Raw genomic sequence first — 19,296 nt, 5'->3', positions numbered from 1 at the left:
TGCCCCAAAGTGGTTTAGGACTTGTAATTTAGAATATTAATGTGGTTTTCACAAAAAGAATATTCGCGTGGTTCGTTAGAAGAAATAATAACTAATTTATCCTTTAGATGTAATTGGACATTTTCAAAATACCAATTAAAAGCATTTTGGTCTAAATTAGAGCTTGGCTCATCCAAAAAGAAAACGTCAGATTGACTCATGAAAACCAAGCCTAACTTGAGCTTTTGTTTCATTCCCGAAGAAAAGTTCTTAATCTGCTTATTTTTGTGTTTTTCAAGTTCAACATTCACCAAAAACTCTTCAATACTGAGATTGTTGACGAAAGGTTTAAATTTTATGTGGAATTTTAAAGCTTCTATCAGCGTGAATTCTTCAATAAGTTCTAGGTAGGGAGCGGCATATGAGATTTTAGTATGCCATTTATCTTCTTCGAGAATTTGATTATTTTCGGTATAGAATACCTTTCCAGAATTAGTAGGAATAATACCCGACAAAGATTGCATAAGAGTTGATTTGCCAGAACCGTTAGGGCCAACAATAGCAATTGGCACCCCGGTTTGCATTTCTAAAGAAAGATTTTTAAAAATCCATTCGTTTTTAAACTTCTTCCCAATTTCTTCTGCTTTTATCTGTAACAAATTTAATCTATTGATTTAGACGAAACTCCTGTTTTAACTATTCCTCTCTCAGAATTTCTTACAAAATGAATAATCTCATCTCTTTCGGCAGTCGCTGGCAATTCCAGTTCTATTTTGTCTACTGCAGCGGCATTATTAAGGCCACCTAAATACAACATTCTGTAAATCTCCTGTATTTCTTCGATTTTTTCATTTGAAAAACCGCGTCTTCGCAAGCCAATTGAATTTACGCCTGCATAAGAAATAGGCTCTCTGGCAGCTTTGATAAACGGAGGAACGTCTTTTCTTACCAGTGACCCACCTGCTATCATAGCGTGCTGCCCGATATTAACAAATTGATGAACAGCAGAAGTACCTCCAATGAAGACAAAGTTACCCAATGTGATGTGACCGGCTAACTGTACGCCATTTGCTAAAATAACATTATCTCCTAATATACAATCGTGAGCGATGTGTACGTAGGCCATTATCAAACAGTTTTTACCAACTACAGTTTTGTTTTTATCTACAGTTCCTCTGTTTATGGTTACACATTCTCTTATCACAGAATTGTCGCCAATTTCGGTAGTTGTGTATTCGCCATTAAACTTAAGGTCTTGAGGTACAGCAGAAATAACAGCACCAGGGAAAATCTTGCAATTTTTTCCAATTCTAGCACCTTCAAAAATAGTTACGTTGGGTCCAATCCAAGTTCCTTCTCCTATTTCTACATCATTTTGTATAGTTGAAAAAGGTTCAATTACAACATTCTGAGCAATTTTTGCTCCTGGATGAACATAAGCCAATGGCTGATTCATATTTTTTTATTTATTGGGATTTCTTAACTAAACGAGCAGTCATGTCTACAGAGCACACTAAGTTTTTGCCAACCCACGCCTCTCCGTGCATTTTGGCAACTCCCAACCTAATAGGAGCTAATAGTGAGCATCTCATAACTAACGAGTCTCCCGGTAAAACATTTTTATAAAATCTACAATTATCTATTCCTACAAGATAAGGCCAGTATTTTTCAGGTTCTCCTGTGGATGTTAAAACCAAAACACCACCTGTTTGAGCTATACTTTCTATTTGTAATACACCCGGCATTACAGGGTTTTCAGGAAAATGGCCCGTGAACTGAGGCTCGTTCATGGTGATATTTTTAATACCTACTACTGTAGTGCCATCAAGCGTCATTATTTTGTCTACTAGCTGGAATGGATATCTATGAGGCAATAGTTTTGCTATTTCTGTAACATTAAAAACAGGCTCAGCGTTGGCATCAAAAGAAGGAGCAGATTTGCTTGCTGCTGTGATTTGCTTTTGTATTAATTTGGCCAATTCTACGTTAGAAGCATGACCCGGTCTCGCAGCCAAAATATGAGCTTTAAGTGGCCTTCCAACCAAAAGAAGATCGCCCATTAAGTCAAGCAGCTTGTGCCTAGCAGGCTCGTTTGTAAACTTAAGCGGCTCATCATTTATGATGCCTACTTTGCCAGTTGCTTCAACTTTTTTGTTTAATAGTGCTCCTAAAGTGTCTACTTTTTCTTGTGTAAGTTCAGATTCTGAAATTACTACCGCATTGTTTAAATCACCACCTTTGATAAGACCATTTTTAGCTAAAAACTCTAACTCATGAACAAAAACAAATGTTCTACAAGGCGATATGTGCTCTTTAAATAGTGAAAGGTCGTGAAGCTGTGCATGTTGGCTATTTAACACTTTCGAGTTAAAGTCTACCATTACGGTAAGTCTATAATCGTCAAGCGGTAATGCTGCTAGCTCTATATTTTTTTCTTCGTTTTTAAAATGAACTGCTTCCGGAATTTCAAAGAAATTTCTCAAAGCATTTTGCTCTATAACTTCGGCTTTTTCTAAAAGCTCTACAAATGGCCACGCACTTCCGTCTAATATTGGAACTTCTGGTCCATTTATTTCAATTAGAATATTATCTATTTGTAAACCAGCAAAAGCAGCCATCAAATGCTCAATAGTACCCACTCGGCCACCGTCTTTCTCAATAACTGTACTACGAGATGTATCCGTAACGTTTTCTACCAAAGCGGGTATCAACGGTTTGTTCTCAAGGTCAATTCTTTGAAATACGATACCTGCATTTGTATTCGCAGGTTTTAAAGTTATGGTAACTTCCTCTCCCGTGTGTAAGCCTTTGCCAGAAACAGAAACTGCTTCTTTTATTGTATGCTGCTTTAAATTCATTTCACGCTATTCTAAAAAGTGATAAGTTTATTGTTGAACACTTAATTTTCGGAGGTTAACCAAAAGCTTAAGGTGTTGTTTTAAAGGTAAAAGAGGCCTTCCTGCTAAGGTTTGGTTCTCTTGAATAATGTTTTTTCCTACGCCAGACTGTGCTCCAATCTTAGTGCCGTCGGCTATTTTTAAATGACCCGCGAAACCTACTTGGCCGCCAATCATACAGTTATTTCCAATCTTAGTAGAACCCGCCACACCGGTTTGCGAGGCAATAATGGTGTTTTGGCCAATTTCTACATTATGTCCAATCTGAACCGAATTATCTAGTTTGGTTCCTTTTCCTATCAGTGTTGAGCCCATTGTGGCTCTGTCTATCGTACAGTTTGCACCTATACTTACGTTGTCGTTTATCACAACGTTTCCTAGCTGTGGAATATCTTGGAAAATTCCGTGCTCATCTGGAGCAAAACCGAAACCATCAGCACCTATAACTGCACCAGAGTGAATGATGCAATTGTCACCAATAACACATTCATCGTAAATCTTTACTCCTGCATAAATGATAGTATTCTTTCCAATTTTTACGTTTTTTCCTAAAAAAGTATTTGGATATATCTGAGAGCCGATTTCTACAGTTACACCTTCGGATATATATGAAAATGACCCCAGGTAAGTATTGTCGCCAATAATTGCATTTTCAGCAACTTTAACAAACTCCTCTCTTCCTATTTTTTTTTGTTTGCTCAGCTTTTGATATTCAGCCATTAATTGACTGATAGACAGATAAGGATTAGGAACACTTATCAGTGTAGATTTAGTGTCTTTTTTTGGCACAAAATCATTCGAAACTATTACAGCACTTGATTCTGTAGAATATAAGTATGCTTCGTATTTAGGATTTGCCAAGAATGAAATACTTCCAGGTACTCCTTCTTCAATCTTTGCAAAATTGTGGATTTTTAAGTTTTCGTTTCCTTTAACTTCGCCTCCTATTAACTGAGCAATTTGTTTTATCGTAAACTCCATTTATAAACTTCGCACCTACGAATTAATTAAATTGTAAATATACATCTTTGGCATAACATAAATAATTTTTTTTGACAATATTACCCAAAGCCTTGATGGTCGGTAGGTCAGATGCCTCAGATACCTCTTGAATTGTACCATTTTTCATCAAAATTTTTATATTTGAAGATTTTGGTATGTACCCGCTGTTACTTATTTCATTTTGTGAATATAGAAACTCAAAGTCCGAAGAATCGATTCCCGCTTTAGTGAAATCATTAAATACTTCTTGTTTTAATTCCGCAAAGTCTAGATTGGTTCCTATTTTTATCTTGAAAAGTTTTCTATTGAGTATACTTTCGCTTAAATATGATAGGATTTTGTCTGGGTGATATTGCCAAGATTTTAACATGTACCATATGTCATGGTCATCTAACTTGACAAACGCTTCTAATATATTGGGGTTGTTTTTGAAATCTCCAGCTCCAACTGATTTTTCAAAAAATGGCAATAGATGCTTAGGAACCTCAAGTTTTGTATTATTCTTTATTAAAAAACGAGCTCTTTTTATGGTATTAATCAACATACATTCGGCGGAAATACACGTTTTGTGTAAATAAACTTGCCAATACATTAACCTGCGTGCCACAAGGAAGTTTTCTACACTTAATAGTCCTTTTTCTTCTACAACGAGTTCGTTGTCAACTACATTGAGCATTTTTATGATACGATCTACCCCCACAGTTCCTTCGGCTACACCCGTAAAAAAACTATCACGGTTTAAGTAATCCATTCGGTCCATATCAAGCTGACTTGATATAAGTTGATTGAAGAATTTTCGATGGTAAGAGCCTTTAAACATATCTAGTGCCAGGCTCAGGTTTCCATTAAATTCTTTATTTAATTTCTCCATCAGTAAAGAAGAAATTGTTTCATGGTCAACTTTGTCTAATATTGAATATTCAAGAGCATGAGAAAATGGTCCGTGGCCTATATCGTGCAAAAGTATGGCTATTTGGGCAGCTTCACGCTCAATATCCATAATCATGATACCTTTTAACTGAAGTGTATCAAGTGCTTGATTCATGAGGTGCATGGCACCTAAAGCATGCTGAAAACGCGAATGAATGGCTCCAGGGTATACAAGTTCAGACATACCAAGTTGCTTAACTCTACGGAGTCGTTGAAAATAAGGATGCTGTACCAGTTCGAAAATTAAATCAGAGGGGATGGTTACGAAACCATAAACTGGGTCATTGAAAATTTTACGTTTGTTGGTCACAATTGTAATTTGATTTCTTGAGATATAGATTAAAACAAAAGTCTCAAAAAGTAAAACCCGGGTAAAAAAAAAAGGAGGAAAACCTCCTTTTTTGTGGGCCCACCTGGGATCGAACCAGGCACCTACTGATTATGAGTCAGTTGCTCTAACCGAATGAGCTATAGGCCCGTAGCTAGTTAAAAATTGGTGTTTTGAAACCCTTTCTCCTAAAAAGCAATGCAAAGGTAGAGGTTTAGATTTTAAAAATCAATGTATTTTTTGTAATTTTTTCTGGATTTCTTTTGTAATATTTTTAATTACTTAATATTAAATTAATTATGAATGTTTAATTCATTCAATATTTTTTTAAGTATGCAGTATTCGTTTAGAGTAATTGAAAAAAAAGACTCATAGCTTAGAATTTTTCTAAATTATAAGATTGCCATTTTGGTATTCATTTAATGTTTAGATTTGCATTATGTTTAAAGTTATACTGATATCTTTTCTGTCTTTCACGATTCTCCTCGAGAGTCTGTTGCCTAAAGGTATGGGTATTTCACAAGCATCAAAAATGGGAGAACTCTACAGCCATTTTTTAGAGCATAACCAAAAAGGTATCTCATTTGAGAAGTTTTTATGGATGCATTATTCGTCGGATTCAAAACACAAAAAAAACAGCGAGCACAAAAAGCTTCCTTCTGTTGAAAGCCAATCTACTTTTTTGAGTATTCCAACTTTTGATGGGGCAACTCCGGTTTTGAGCAATTCCGTTCCAAATTTCAACGAATTTAAAATTGATTTTAATTATACCAATTTGTATAATTTTCAGTATCTAAGTTACCTTCTTAATCCGCCTCGAATAGCCTAGTCTCTTAGGTTTATTTTATTCATTATTTTATTTTCTCATTAATATTATGTTTGATAGTTTAATCAAATATAGTATCCATAATAAGTTAGTTGTGGGTATTATAATTGGGTTGAGTGTTATAGCAGGTGGTTATTCGCTACAAACCCTTCCTGTTGATGCTGTGCCCGATGTTACAAATAACCAAGTGGTGGTGCTTACGCAGTCGCCCACTTTGGCTACTCAAGAAGTGGAGCAATATATCACAGCTCCTTTAGAAATGCAGTTTGTTAATATTCAAAAAATAGTAGACGTTCGCTCTATTTCAAGGCAAGGCCTTTCGGTCATTACCTTAGTTTTTGAAGACGATTTTGACATCAATTTGGCTCGTCAACTAGTGGCTGAGCAAATTAAGATGGCCGAAGGAAAGATTCCATCTAATTTTGGTAAACCCGAACTAGCCCCAATTACTACTGGGCTCGGTGAAATATACCAATACACCATAGACCCGGTTGTAAATTCTCCCTTAAAATATGACTTGACTGAGCTGAGAACCATCCAAGATTGGATTGTAAAAAAGCAATTGTTTGGTATTGAAGGTGTTACTGAAATAAGTAGCTTCGGCGGTTTTGTAAAACAATATGAGGTTTCGGTAGATCCACTCAAACTTGCAAATTTAGATTTGTCAATTGCAGAGGTATTTGATGCAGTTAGTAAGAACAATGCCAATACGGGCGGTAGCTACATAGAAAAAAATGACCAAACTTATTTCATAAGAGGTGAAGGCGTAGCTACCAATTTAGAAGATTTAGGTCAAATCGTAGTGAAGTCTCGTGGTGGAGTTCCAGTGTTAGTCAAAGATGTGGCAAGTGTCAACTTTGGACATGCCAAAAGATTTGGTGCGATGACCAAAAATGGCAATGGCGAAGCCGTGGGTGGCATAGTGCTGATGCTTAAAGGTGCGGATTCAGAGAAAACCATCAAACAAGTAAAAGCAAGAATTGAAAAAATTAATAAGAATTTGCCAGCCGGTTTAGAAGTAAAACCATTTATAGATAGAACTAAATTAATCGATAAGTCAATTAAAACAGTTCGAAATAACCTAATAGAGGGTGGTTTAATCGTGATTTTTGTTTTGGTGCTACTCATGGGAAGTATCAAGGCTGGGTTGATAGTGGCATCCGTTATTCCGATTACCATGTTAATTACCTTTGGGCTAATGCAGGTTTTTGGTATCTCTGCTAATTTGATGTCTCTGGGTGCTATTGATTTTGGTTTATTGGTAGACTGCTCAGTTATAGTGGTTGAGTCAGTTTTGTTTCAAATGCATTCTAACAAAAAATATCATGTAGACAAAATCCCCGAAGATGAGTTTAATTCATTAGTCTACAGATCCTCATCCAAGGTGCTATCGGCTGCATTGTTTGGCGGTATTATCATTTTAATCGTATATCTGCCAATTCTTTCTCTAGGTGGTATAGAAGGGAAAATGTTTAAACCAATGGCCATGACCGTCAGCATAGCGTTGGTTATTGCAATTTTACTTTCGCTCACCTATGTTCCTGCTGCTACTTCTTTATTGTTAAAAAAGGAAGGGAAGAAAGAGTTTAAATTATCTTCAACTATAATCAATAAGTTGTTTTCAGTTTATTTTCCTGCTTTCGAAAAAGCAATCAAAAACTATAAGGTTGTTCTGCTTTCAGCCTTGGGTCTTTTTGTGGTTAGTTTACTTTTGTTTTTAAATATGGGAGGCGAATTTATTCCGAGTTTAGATGAAGGTGATTTTGCAGTAGATTTTCAAACTCCACAAGGTTCTTCATTGAGCACCACCATAGATGCCACCACCAGAGCTCAGAAAGCTTTAATGAAAAATTTCCCTGAAATAGACCAGATTGTGGGTAGAATTGGCTCTTCGGAAGTGCCCACAGACCCAATGCCGCCAGAAATGTCGGATTTAATGATTAATCTCAAAGACCACAGCGAATGGACAAGTGCCAGTTCGCCTAGCGAACTTTCTGAAAAAATGGCGGCAGTACTTGCTGAAGAAGTGCCAGGGACCAACTTTGAATTTACCCAACCTATTCAAATGCGATTCAATGAGATGATCGCTGGTTCTAAATCAGAGTTTGCAATTAAGATTTTCGGAAATGATTTAGAACTTTTGAATAAAAAAGGCCAAGAAGTAGAGAAAGTACTTTCAAAAATAGCAGGTACCAAGTCTGTGAAAGTAGAGCGTATAGCAGGCATGCCACAGATAAATGTGAAATACCGAATGGATAAGTTAGCTGAATTTGGATTGACTGTGGAAGAGCTAAATTTCATATTGAAGTCGTCTTTTGCTGGAGAAACAGCAGGGGTAGTTTTTGAAAAAGAAAAAAGATTTGATATCGTAGTTAGGAACAATATTGAAAACAGAGACGATGTAGACCATATAAAAAACCTAAGTATTCATGCAGGAAGTGGGGCATTATTAAAATTTGAAGATGTAGCGGATATCGGCTATCAAAACGCACCTCCCCAAATTTCTAGAGAAAAGTCAAACCGTAGGATAATTATTGGAGTGGGAATTTCGCCTGATAGAGATGTAGAAAGCTATGCAAATGAAGTGGCTAAAACACTTGAAGCAAAAGTAAAATTACCAACTGGATATTATTTTGAATACGGTGGTTCATTCGAAAACCTTATTAGAGCCAAAGCAAGGTTAATTATTGCGGTGCCGGGAGCGATGCTTTTGATCTTTTTTATGCTCTATTTCTCATTAAAATCTTTCGGACAAGCGGCTTTGGTTTTTAGTGCAATACCTTTTTCTGCTATAGGTGGTGTTTTCGCACTGCTAATTCGCGGCATGCCTTTCAGTATCTCAGCAGGAGTAGGGTTTATCGCACTTTTTGGTGTCGCAGTATTAAATGGCCTCGTGCTTATTTCCTATTTTAATCAGTCTACTGAACCTGATCTTTTACTCCGAATAAAAGAAGGAGTTTCGGCAAGGTTTAGGCCTGTTTTGGTAACTGCTTTTGTGGCTTCATTAGGCTTTATGCCAATGGCAATTTCAACTTCAGCAGGGGCAGAAGTTCAAAAACCCTTGGCCACAGTGGTAATAGGCGGCTTGGTTTCGGCTACTTTGCTGACTCTTTTTGTGCTACCGATCATTTATCTAATTTTCATGAAACGCGTTAAAAAAAATGAAAATGTATAAAATAAGTAAACTTATAGTTTTGATATGTTTATCATTTGGACTAAAGGCTCAAGACCTTAGTTTAGAAAAATTGATAGACATTGGAATAAAAAATAACAAAGACATAGAAGCTTCTATTAAAAAAATAGACCTTCAAAAAACTTTGATAAATACCGCCTACGAGGTTCCTAAAACCAACATTGAGTTGCAGGTCGGAAGTATTCAAAATCCAGGAATCGTAGATTATTCACTGTCTGCAGCTCAGTTTTTTGAACTTCCCAAAGTCTATCAGTTAAAAAAGCAATACCAGCAAGCCTTGGTTAGTGAGTCTGAAGCGTTTAGCAAATTGGCAATCACGGACTTAAAATACAGAATTAGTCTTGCGTATTTCGAATTAGGCTATTTTGAGCGGTTAAAAGGCTTATATAAACAAGAGACCAGTAAACTCTATGATTTAGAAAAAGTATATCAACGGAGGTTTGAGGAGGGAGAGTCTGATTTGGCGAATGTTTTGGCAATTGGTTTGAAAATTAAAGAATTTGGAATTAAAATCAAGACTTTGGAGCAGTTAGAAGAAGAGCAAAAAAGCAAACTCAAAGTTCTCACATTTACAACTAGTTTACCCCAACTGAGTTTTATTGATGCTGATTTTTCTAAAACAATTGCTTCTTCAAAAATTTCAAACAGTAGACTTGAAATATTAAACTCACAGGTAATTACGGCCGAAAATAATATGTTGGTTGAAAAATCGAAACTTATGCCAAGTCTTAAACTTGGAGCAATAAACCAAAGTATGTTTGGCTACAGAAATCAGTTTATTGGTATTGCGGGTGTAGAAATTCCAATTTTCAGAAAAGCTATGCAGGCTAGAGTAGATGGGGCTAAAATCCAAAAAGATATCCTGGAAACTGAGTATGTTTCTTTAGAAAATCAAATAAAAAACGAGGTAGATTTGACTTTAAAATGGATTGCTTCTGACAGAGAAAAAGTAAGCGAGTTAGAAACTGAGATACTTCCAAAGTCAGAAACTTTGATGGATATTTCTAATAAAAAATACAAAGCCGGAGCCATCGAATACCTCGATTGGTACTTGTACTATAATCAGTTTTTGGGTTATAAAACCGAGCAAATTCAACTTTTGCGTGATTTGAATCAAAGAGTTTCACTTTTAAAATTTTTGACAGAAAATGAATAATTTAAAATATATAATAGCTTTTGTTTTGCTTGGAACTGTGTTTTCATGTCAGACAGAAAAAAAAGCCGAAGAAGAAAATCCAAGTGAGAAAACTTCAGGTTTTACTTTTACTAAAACACAATTGGCAAACCTTCCGGTGGAATACGGTGATCTTGAACAAGTTTCTATTGATCATCAAATAGTTGCAAACGGAATTGTAGACGTGCCGCCTGACCATGTTTTTATGATAAGTTATCCAGTAAGTGGCTATATTTCAAGTATTAGTCATAATCTTTTGCCAGGTAGATTGGTAAAAAAAGGGGAGGTGCTTGCCGTAATTCAAAGTATGGAGTTACTTCAGCTAGAAGAAAATTATCTGAATGAAACCACGCAAAGAGAATTTCAAGTTTTAGAATATAACAGGCAAAAGGCTCTTTTGGCTGACGATGCCACTGCTAAAAGGAAATTACAAGAGGTGGAAAGTAACCTTAAGTTAAATCAAATAAAAATTAGGTCTTTTGAAGAAAAACTTAAAATTCTAGGAATTAATCCCAGTAGTTTAACTCCTTCTAAAATAAGTGCCTCGCATCAAATTTATGCCAGAAATAGTGGTTTCATTAAATCTGTAAATGTAGCAAGTGGGAAAAACTTTAGACCCGAAGATATACTTTTTGAAATTATTAATACGGAGCACGTTCATGTTGAACTAAAAGTTTTTGGAGATGACATGAACAGCGTAAAAGAAGGTCAAAATGTGGTGTTTAAAGACAAAGAGACCAATAAAGATGTGATTGGGAAAGTATATTTAATTGATAAAATGGTGGATGTTGCACAAAAGTCTTTGAATATTCATGTACATATCGAAGACGAACGTTATGAAAGTTCACTGAAACCAGGTCAGTTTTTGTCAGGAGCAATTCTTATAAAAAGTAAACCTGTTACTGCCATAAAAGAATCTGCGATTTTGATCAATAGCGAAGGTAAATATGGAATTTATAAAGTAGATACCAAAGATGGAGCGGTTTTTCATCAAGTGGAACTAAAAACGGGAGGCACTGCAAATGGCTATGTAGAAATACTAAATCCTGAAGTGCTCAAAGGTAAAATAGTAACTAAGGGAGTTAATTTTGTAGTAAATTCGGGAGAAGAAGAATAGGAAAAAAACAAAAGGCCTTCGATTTCGGAGGCCTTTTATTTTTGCAAAATAACATGCCTTGTCTTTTTAATATTTGTCCAATAGTTTGGCTTGCTCTTCTATTGCGTGTCTGAAGTCTTTTTTCATTTCTGAAATTAATTCCCCAGTTGGTTTTACATCATGAATAGTGGCCACACCCTGTCCAGCTGACCAGATCGTTTTCCAAGCTTTTGTTTCAGCTTTTTCTGCATCTAGTTCTTTTCCAAAGTCAATTTTGGCTTTTCCTTCCCACATTTCAGGTGGAATCTCGTTATTTTCTAGACTTTTCTTCATGAAATTGGCATATACTCCAGAAACCGCGGCTGTGTAAACAATGTCTGTGGTGCCGCTATCGCTGATCATATCTTGATAGGCTTTATCTACTCTAGCTTCGGTAGTATTTATAAAACGAGTTCCCAAATAAGCCAAGTCGGCTCCCATTTGCATAGCAGAAGCTATGTCATGTCCGCTACTCATGCAGCCTGACAACAAAATGGTTTTCTTATAAAAGCTTCTAACTTCTTGAATAAACGGTATAGGATTAAGCAAGCCTGCATGACCGCCTGCACCTGCTGTTACTAATATTAAGCCGTCTACGCCTGCTTCTGCTGCTTTTTCTGCATGACGTTTTTTTATCACATCATGAAAAACCAGCCCGCCATAGCTGTGCACAGCATCCACTACTTGCGTAACTGCTCCCAGCGAAGTTATTACTAAAGGAACCTGATGTTTTACTATGATTTGCATGTCTGCCATCACGCGTGGATTACTTTGATGCACTATCAAGTTTACTCCAAACGGTGCAGGTTTTTTACCTGTTTCTTTTTCAAATTTTTCTAGTTCTGTTTTTATTTGAATTACCCATTCTTCAAAACCCTCGGTTGAGCGTTGGTTTAGAGCAGGAAATGTACCCACTACACCATTTTTACAACATTCGATAACGAGTTCGGGTCCAGAAATTAGAAACATGGGTGCTACCACTAAAGGCAGCTTTAAATTTTCGAAAGGATTCATTTTTATTGATTTTTAGGTTGATTGTAATTATTTGCCAGCTCTTATTACGCCTTCTTGTACCACAGAGGCTACCAAAACGCCATCTTGAGTAAATATGTTGCCTCGGTTAAAACCTCTTGAATTTGAGGCACTAGGGCTATCGATAGCATATAGGAGCCATTCGTCAATTTTAAAGTCTCGATGAAACCACAAGCCATGGTCAAGGCTAGCCATAAAGAGGCCTTTAGGCGGCAATGGACCTTTGGTATGCGGCAATATGGAAGTAGTCAAAAGATTGTAGTCAGACACATACGTTAACAGCTGCTGATGAACCGCAGGAGTGGCTTCAAATGCCTCGTTTGCTTTAAACCAAAAATGCCTAAATGGCAATTTAGTCTTTAGGTCGAAAATATTGATTTTCTCAACCATTCTAAATTCAAACGGCCGTGTTTTTATAACTTCAAAGAGGTGATTGGGCACAAAGAGCTTGTACTTTTTGACTACGTCTTCGTCTGAAGGTAGGTTTTCGGGACCTTCCACTTTGGGCATGTCTATTTGGTGGTCAAAGCCTTCTTGGGCTTTTTGATAGGAAACCGACATAAAAAATATCGCGATTCCATTTTGCTTGGCTACCACTCTTCTGGTTGAAAAACTACCGCCGTCTCTGATTTTTTCTACTTCAAAAACAATAGGAATTGAGATGTCGCCTGCCAAAAGAAAGTAGGCGTGCATAGAGTGTGCCATTCTATCTGGGTCTACGGTTTGGGTAGCAGCACTTAAGGATTGTGCCAATACTTGTCCTCCGAATACACGTTTCCAAGGTGCTTGATAATTTTGGCCCAAAAATATATTTTCACTGAGTTTTTCAAGCTCAATAAGCTTAATTAACTCTTGAATATTATTCATTATTTGATTGTATTAGTTTCTAGAAGTTGAAATTGTTGTATCACAATTCAAATTAAACCATTTGTGTTTTAAAACCAAAAAAGCTAAGATACTTATACGTAAAAAAATAATATTTATGGAAATTAAATTCTAAAGGCTTTAGTTTACACCTGAAAAACGTGGGTTCACTATGCTGTTATTTAAGGAACCAAAGGTATAGTTTAGGCCAAATGAGGTATTAAACGAAAATGTCGTGGCCAACTGCCTCCCGCCTAAAAGTACACTTGAGGCGTCTCCACTTGACTTAGCAAGAGAAATTTGATTATTAATTTGAGAGCCATTGCCATAAAATCGAACAGAAAGTCCCTGAGCTACGCGAAGTGATAGATCCAGCTCCAAACTTAATCTGTAGCGTTCGAGGTCATGTAAGTATTGGAATCCACTTAGTTCAGCACTGAAATTCCCCCAAGGCTGGGTAAAACCCAAAATGCCAGTAACTTGTTGGTAAGGCAGGGTTTCTTCTATTTTATCATAAATAGTAGTTTCTATATAATCAAGGTCTAAAACTCCAGCCTGATATATCCACCTTAGTTGCTTACTGTTAAAGTCTTTTACAGGAAATACCGAAAACTCTAGGGCAGGGGCGATGCTCTTTGAAAATTTAATGTTTTGATAAACAGAATGGTAGCCTTTCATAAAGCCACCTAATGACCAATGGTCAGAAAATGACCTAACATACAAGGAGTTGAAGCCGTAATTGTTGGTTTTTACTGTATTTAATACCGAGTCTACATTTACGCTGTTTGACTTCTGGCTAAAATAAGTATAAAAACTAAACTTAGATTTTTCGGTGGTTTGGCCACCTCGTACATTAGCGTCAAGTCTTACTTCTTTTCTATTGCTTTCGCCTTCTAGCCTTCCGTTTGCTCCAAGTCCAAATATCCACCTATTCCATTGGTCTTTTTCTTCTACAATAGCTGCAGGTTTTATTTTTGCAAAAGATATTTTGGTGTTTTGCTCTAATTCAGTTCCTTTTAAATAAGGAAGTAAGCCATAACTGATGGTATTTAAAAGCTTTTTTCTGGCTAGATCTTCGGTGTCATCTTGTCTCACAAAAAATGAGATTGTATCTTTTTTTATTTGAGGTCTGGTTTTAGAAGAAAAATATAACTGATAAGTACGACCACCAGATGCATTTCCATTTGAAGTAATTAAAATATTTACATCAGATTGGTCAAGGTCTCTCACAAATGTAAAAGCAGGAAGCTCGATTTTAATATAGTCTGTGTAGCACCTTGTTTGCTGACAATTAATGAAAATTTTTGGGAGTTCTTTTGTTTGGGCTATTCCTATATTGACAATATGAAGTAAAAGGGCAGCAATGAGTAATTTTCTCATTTTTATTAGTTTGTATTTTTTTTGAATAAATGTTTCGCAAAAATAGGCATTTAGTAACTAAAAGAAAAGCTCCCGGAAAATCCGAGAGCTTTAATCTAACCCCTAAAATAAACCACTATAATAAATGTCTTAATTTCTCTTAAGTATTAATAAACTACTAAAATGCATTTATAAGATTATAACGTCTTGTAAGCTTTTTTTGTTGCATAAACTCTCAAAAAAACGTTAACAATTATTAACAATGAGCTTTTATAAACCTTTTGATAGAAACATACTCTAATTACCAAATTTGGATTTAAAACTTAAATATTAATAATCATGAAAAAGTTAATGGTAGTATTAGGAGTGTTGGGAATGAGTGTATTGGGTGCAAATGCTCAAGGTAATAAGTATGGAAATAATGATTATGCCTATAACTCAAAAAGCATTAAGTCTAGCAATGACTATAATAGCCGTGCCACTCGTAACGATTGGTCGTATGATTCGCATTGGAATAGAGTAGAAGTTAGATCGGGAGCAGGCATGGTGAATTCTTTTCAAAAAGAAGCCCGCGAAAAAATTGGTTTCGGTATTGCCAAAGGCACCATAACGGCTACGGAAGCAAATAAATTAATGAAGTTTTACGAACAAATTGAACGTAAGGAGAATCGTTTTCTAAGAAATGGCCGTATATCTAAAAGTGAAGCGATGGAATTGAGAAGAGATCTGGATATTTTGAACAGAATGATTGCAAGAGAAACAAACGATAGGGATTTTTATAGACCTAGAAGATGACTTTAGTGGAGTAATAGTTTAATAATTAATAAAGGGGCGAACATTTTGATCGCCCCTTTTTCTTAATCTTACTCAAAGTTTTTAAAGTTCTCAGATGCATCTTTGGCTACTATTATGAGGTTTTTAACCAAGTTTTTAGCGTCAAATAATTCTTTTTTAAGTAAATCAAATTCAGATTCTTTCTTTTCTAATCGTGAGCTGTTTTTGTCTTTCTCTTTCTGGATTTTGGCAATCTCTTTTTCTTTCTTCAAAGAAGCTTTTTTTAGCTCTTCTTCGTTTAAAGTCGATACAGTTGTTGTGTCTGTATTGTAAATTTGACTCACAAGTTCTTCTTTTTCAGAAAGTGCCTTGGTTAACATTTCCGGGCTTGCATCAAGTTTTTTGCCTAGTTTCTCTTGCTCTTTTAAGTTCTTTTCAAGTTTTCTTTCAATTTTAGAAACTTCCTTTTCGGCGTTTCCAAGGTCGTCACTAGCCGAATCAGCTTCTTTTTCAGCTAATTCTCTCAGAAGTTCATTTCTGCTAAAGTCGCCAAATTCACTTACCATTTTTGACGCAAGTCTGTCACTTACCTCAAACGAGCTCATAGCAGTGTGATTTTTGTCTAAAAAATAAAAAATCACCTTTCCTTCCCCTTTTGTAGCTGGAATATGTATATCGATATAAGATAAGTCTTGCGAAATCCCCAACCCTTTTGGGTCTTCTATTCTGAATACTTCTTTTGAAACGTCTTTAATTTTGGTAGACTTTTCGAAATATTTCTCCAAATCCCGTTTAAGTTCTTTTGAGCTTTTTGTGCTTAATAAGTAAAAAGATGTTTGAGCTTTTCCTTCGTAAAGGTTTGCTCCCTTAAATACTTTGGTTTGGCCAAAAGCCAGAACTGTACTGATCATTAATAGTACGAATATGCTTAGTTTATTTTTCATAGGTTTTATTTTTATTATTGAGATTATTTTTAATGCAATTTGTCACATAAAATTACGACTTTTTGCTTGTTTTTTTCTTCGGTAAAAAAAAGATATTGGTCCCCGCCATCTTTAATTCCTATCTTTTTTCTTATTTCTTCTGGTTTAAGTGGAAAGTTCCTACACGTGATATTTGCTTTGCCTTCAGATAGTGCCTCTGTTATTTTCTTTTTATCGAAATTCATAACATTTATTATTTTGAAACTCCTTCCAGGAAAGTCTTCTATTTCGGTATCAGAGGTATACAAATGACTGTGGACACCCAGCTTGTTTAGGTTTAGTTTTGTGCCAATTTGTTTAAAAGCACCTGCTTTTAATATAGCTGCATTGGGTTCGTATAAAAAAGCTTTTGGTTCACTTAAGTTTGAAATGGCAGTTTTTTCTTCTTCATAATAATAATTGAATCGCTCTACTATATTTTTAGAATTTAGATTAATACATTCTATTTCAGGATTAAATTCTTCGTTGTTTTTAATAAGAAACAAAACTTCTTTTACTTCGTTTTTTTCCGCTAAAATGAACATTTTGTGTATGTTTTTTAGTTGATGAATAGAAATACTCAGGTCTAACAAAGGAGAATATTTTATTAGAATTACAGGTGAAATGGACAAAAGTTGGTCTTTTATTTCCAAAAGATTTGGTTGGCAATCTTCTATTCCCACCATTTTTTTATTTTGGTCATTTCTTCTGGCAGGGTCTAAAAAAACGAAATCAAACTTACCTGTCGATGAAGATAGAAATTCTTCCGCTGTCGTGTTTTTTATTTCTATATTTTTTAATCCAAGGAGCTTGAAGTTATAGTCTACAACTTCCGACAATTCGGTGTTTTGTTCTATATATAGAAATGAATCGAGGTTTTGAGAAAGGTGAAAACTGTCAATACCAAAACCACCGGTTAGGTCAATTCCTTTTTTACCATTTAAAATACTTCTTTTGAAATTTCCTGTAAACTCAGATGAGCTTTGCTCAAACGAAACACGTGAAGGTGCTAACAAACCCGTAAATACTTCCCACTGAGGCATTTTATTTGGTAGCTTTTCTAAAAATAAAAGTTGATTAGATACTAATAATAAAAGTTCTTTCTCGAGATTTAGCGGATTTTTTAATGCAAATTCGGTGTGATTGTAGCCCTTGTGCTGTGCTGCAATTTTTGCTGCTTCTATTTTTAAATCTATTGTAGGGTATTTTTCCAAATAATATCGTATTTCTAAAACAAAGTAATGTATTTTATGACTAGGAATAAAAAAAAACTAAGTAATTGCTTACTTAGTTTCGTCCTTTTCTTTCCTTTAGTTTTTCTAAGAGCATTTGATTAAATCGCCTTTCGGTATCCATCAGTTTAGCGTATTGCTGAATCGATATTACTTTAAGAAAGGATTCTTTATAGCTTTTTGTTAAGTCTAACTCCTGCTGTCTCAATGCCATTATTTGATCTTGTCTTTTTACCAAATCTTCGTTTGTCAGTGTTTCATCTTTTCTCGAAAGCTGTCTTATTTTTCTGAAAATTTGACTTCTCTCATCTTCGAAATTATTATAAACTGGCCAAAACTTTTCTGCTTGGCTTTCGGTAAGGTTAATGTCTTGGGTTATCATTCCCACTTTCATTGCTCTGAGGCGTTCGTTTCCACCATGTTGAGGACCTTGGGCAAGAGACGATAGGCTTATAAACACCCCTAGTATTATGCTTAATGTAATTTTAAATTTCATTTTCATCGGTTAATAATATTAAATCATTTTCTGTGATTTCTATTGAATTCGGAATCATATTTAAATCTAGATTCTCTACAGTCTTGTCATCTAAATTTTGAGCTATGTCTGTCATACTGATAGGCTGAGTAGCCAAATATAGCACGATATCGTCAGAACTAATTTCTGCCAAGTCATTTTTAGGTTCTTGCGTATTTGCGTAAAACAAATAGCCCATACCCGCAAAAACCAAACTTGCAGCAGCAACTCTAATATATTTCCAAGAATAATTTCTGTGTGTAACAGTTAGTGTGGGCTTTTCTACAGTTTTAGAAAGTATCTCAGATTCTAACTTACTGAAAAAGTCATCGGGGGTTTTGAAAACCTCTTTTTTACTAATCTTGGCGAGGTTTATTTCAGACAAAATTTGATCCTCCAGGTTATCGAAATATCCTTCGGGAGTTTTGAACGGGTGCTTTATTTTATTTTCTTCTATATTCATGATTTTTAAGCTCTTGTGTTTAGACTATCTCAAATCCAAATGGTTTAACTTTTACTTAAAAATTCTTCAATTTTCTTTACTGCAAAATGATATGTGGCTTTTAGACCACCTACTGTAGTCTCAGTTATTTCTGATATCTCCTCGTATTTTAAATCCTCAAAATATTTTAGGTTAAATACTATTCTTTGCTTGTCAGTTAATTGTAATATTGCTTTTTGGAGTTTCATTTCTATTTCTTCTCCATCGAGGTAGGTGTCACTTTTTGAGGATTCAAACGTATTAAGTAGCATTTCGTTGTCATCCATGGACACTGAGCGGTCTCTTCGCTTTTTCTGTAAGAAAGTTAGGGCTTCATTAGTGGCTATTCTATAGAGCCAAGTGTAGAGTTTTGAGTCGCCTCTAAATTTGTCAAGGTTTTTCCAGATTTTAATGAATGCTTCTTGCGTTACATCATCTGCATCGTCATGGTCAATCACGATTTTACGAATCTGGAAATAGATTCTTTCTTTATACGCTTTCAGAATTCCCCTAAATGCTTGTTCGTAAGTACTCGGGTCTTTTAAAAGTTCTATAATTTGTTGATCTTCCATATAAAAAAAATCTCGGTTACGAAGCCGCAACCGAGATTTAAA

At 35.4% G+C, this 19,296-nt stretch carries 18 protein-coding genes and 1 tRNA gene; 5 read left to right on the top strand and 14 right to left on the bottom strand.

Going from position 1 to position 19,296, the window contains the following annotated elements; genetic code table 11:
• Window positions 1–14: 14 nt before the first annotated feature.
• The 6 genes from ACFOOI_RS05280 to ACFOOI_RS05255 form a co-directional block, all read right to left on the bottom strand.
• The gene (locus ACFOOI_RS05280) at window positions 15–638 is read right to left on the bottom strand and encodes an ABC transporter ATP-binding protein (RefSeq protein WP_379835834.1); all 624 of its coding nucleotides are present in this window, start codon (window positions 636–638) and stop codon (window positions 15–17) included.
• 2 nt (window positions 639–640) lie between these two features.
• Window positions 641–1,435, bottom strand: coding sequence for an acyl-ACP--UDP-N-acetylglucosamine O-acyltransferase (gene lpxA / locus ACFOOI_RS05275; protein WP_379835832.1), 795 nt, complete (start codon window positions 1,433–1,435; stop codon window positions 641–643).
• Between the two features lie 10 nt (window positions 1,436–1,445).
• Complete coding sequence (locus ACFOOI_RS05270) at window positions 1,446–2,837, bottom strand: bifunctional UDP-3-O-[3-hydroxymyristoyl] N-acetylglucosamine deacetylase/3-hydroxyacyl-ACP dehydratase (RefSeq protein ID WP_379835830.1); 1,392 nt, start codon at window positions 2,835–2,837, stop codon at window positions 1,446–1,448.
• A 27-nt stretch (window positions 2,838–2,864) separates the two neighbouring features.
• Window positions 2,865–3,857 carry a UDP-3-O-(3-hydroxymyristoyl)glucosamine N-acyltransferase gene (lpxD, locus tag ACFOOI_RS05265; RefSeq protein WP_379835828.1) on the bottom strand — a complete coding sequence of 331 codons (993 nt, stop codon included), beginning with the start codon at window positions 3,855–3,857 and terminating at the stop codon, window positions 2,865–2,867.
• Window positions 3,858–3,879: 22 nt separating this feature from the next.
• A complete protein-coding gene (locus ACFOOI_RS05260; protein WP_379835826.1) occupies window positions 3,880–5,118 on the bottom strand; it encodes an HD domain-containing protein in 1,239 nt (412 codons plus the stop codon).
• Window positions 5,119–5,212: 94 nt separating this feature from the next.
• A tRNA-Ile gene (locus ACFOOI_RS05255) sits at window positions 5,213–5,286 on the bottom strand.
• Window positions 5,287–5,575: 289 nt separating this feature from the next.
• Between ACFOOI_RS05255 and ACFOOI_RS05250 the strand changes: the two genes are divergently transcribed.
• The 4 genes from ACFOOI_RS05250 to ACFOOI_RS05235 are packed head-to-tail and all read left to right on the top strand — an operon-like array spanning window position 5,576 to window position 11,446.
• Window positions 5,576–5,965, top strand: coding sequence for a hypothetical protein (locus ACFOOI_RS05250; RefSeq protein WP_379835824.1), 390 nt, complete (start codon window positions 5,576–5,578; stop codon window positions 5,963–5,965).
• A 46-nt stretch (window positions 5,966–6,011) separates the two neighbouring features.
• Window positions 6,012–9,137: an efflux RND transporter permease subunit gene (locus ACFOOI_RS05245; RefSeq protein ID WP_379835822.1), complete on the top strand. Its 3,126-nt coding sequence runs from the start codon at window positions 6,012–6,014 to the stop codon at window positions 9,135–9,137.
• Window positions 9,130–10,311 (top strand): TolC family protein, encoded by a 1,182-nt coding sequence (locus tag ACFOOI_RS05240; protein WP_379835820.1) that lies wholly within the window; start codon window positions 9,130–9,132, stop codon window positions 10,309–10,311. Before ACFOOI_RS05245 ends, ACFOOI_RS05240 begins: the two co-directional genes overlap by 8 nt.
• Complete coding sequence (locus ACFOOI_RS05235) at window positions 10,304–11,446, top strand: efflux RND transporter periplasmic adaptor subunit (RefSeq protein WP_379835818.1); 1,143 nt, start codon at window positions 10,304–10,306, stop codon at window positions 11,444–11,446. The genes ACFOOI_RS05240 and ACFOOI_RS05235 overlap by 8 nt, the downstream gene beginning before the upstream one ends.
• A gap of 66 nt (window positions 11,447–11,512) precedes the next feature.
• Here the strand turns inward: ACFOOI_RS05235 and ACFOOI_RS05230 are convergent, their stop codons facing one another.
• The 3 genes from ACFOOI_RS05230 to ACFOOI_RS05220 form a co-directional block, all read right to left on the bottom strand.
• The gene (locus ACFOOI_RS05230) at window positions 11,513–12,478 is read right to left on the bottom strand and encodes an NAD(P)H-dependent flavin oxidoreductase (protein ID WP_379835816.1); all 966 of its coding nucleotides are present in this window, start codon (window positions 12,476–12,478) and stop codon (window positions 11,513–11,515) included.
• A 27-nt stretch (window positions 12,479–12,505) separates the two neighbouring features.
• Window positions 12,506–13,363 (bottom strand): acyl-CoA thioesterase, encoded by an 858-nt coding sequence (locus tag ACFOOI_RS05225; RefSeq protein ID WP_449274515.1) that lies wholly within the window; start codon window positions 13,361–13,363, stop codon window positions 12,506–12,508.
• 138 nt (window positions 13,364–13,501) lie between these two features.
• On the bottom strand, window positions 13,502–14,740 hold the full coding sequence (locus ACFOOI_RS05220; protein ID WP_379835814.1) for a hypothetical protein: 1,239 nt from the start codon (window positions 14,738–14,740) through the stop codon (window positions 13,502–13,504).
• A 318-nt stretch (window positions 14,741–15,058) separates the two neighbouring features.
• Between ACFOOI_RS05220 and ACFOOI_RS05215 the strand changes: the two genes are divergently transcribed.
• A complete protein-coding gene (locus tag ACFOOI_RS05215; protein ID WP_379835812.1) occupies window positions 15,059–15,514 on the top strand; it encodes a hypothetical protein in 456 nt (151 codons plus the stop codon).
• Between the two features lie 68 nt (window positions 15,515–15,582).
• Here the strand turns inward: ACFOOI_RS05215 and ACFOOI_RS05210 are convergent, their stop codons facing one another.
• The 5 genes from ACFOOI_RS05210 to ACFOOI_RS05190 all read right to left on the bottom strand — a co-directional run bounded on the left by ACFOOI_RS05210 (window position 15,583) and on the right by ACFOOI_RS05190 (window position 19,254).
• Window positions 15,583–16,437, bottom strand: a complete 855-nt coding sequence (locus ACFOOI_RS05210) for a hypothetical protein (protein WP_379835810.1) — start codon at window positions 16,435–16,437, stop codon at window positions 15,583–15,585.
• Between the two features lie 29 nt (window positions 16,438–16,466).
• The gene (locus ACFOOI_RS05205; RefSeq protein WP_379835808.1) at window positions 16,467–17,669 is read right to left on the bottom strand and encodes a class I SAM-dependent methyltransferase; all 1,203 of its coding nucleotides are present in this window, start codon (window positions 17,667–17,669) and stop codon (window positions 16,467–16,469) included.
• A 73-nt stretch (window positions 17,670–17,742) separates the two neighbouring features.
• Window positions 17,743–18,183 (bottom strand): hypothetical protein, encoded by a 441-nt coding sequence (locus ACFOOI_RS05200; RefSeq protein ID WP_379835806.1) that lies wholly within the window; start codon window positions 18,181–18,183, stop codon window positions 17,743–17,745.
• Entirely contained in the window at window positions 18,173–18,664 is a 492-nt protein-coding gene (locus tag ACFOOI_RS05195) for a hypothetical protein (RefSeq protein ID WP_379835804.1), read from the bottom strand. Before ACFOOI_RS05195 ends, ACFOOI_RS05200 begins: the two co-directional genes overlap by 11 nt.
• 44 nt (window positions 18,665–18,708) lie before the next feature.
• Window positions 18,709–19,254, bottom strand: coding sequence for an RNA polymerase sigma factor (locus ACFOOI_RS05190; protein ID WP_379835802.1), 546 nt, complete (start codon window positions 19,252–19,254; stop codon window positions 18,709–18,711).
• Window positions 19,255–19,296 lie beyond the last annotated feature (42 nt).

The sequence above is a fragment of the Lacihabitans lacunae genome, assembly GCF_042649125.1.
Taxonomy (GTDB): domain Bacteria; phylum Bacteroidota; class Bacteroidia; order Cytophagales; family Spirosomataceae; genus Leadbetterella; species Leadbetterella lacunae.
Note: the sequence above shows the minus strand (reverse complement) of the source record. Positions and strands in the feature narration are given on the sequence as shown.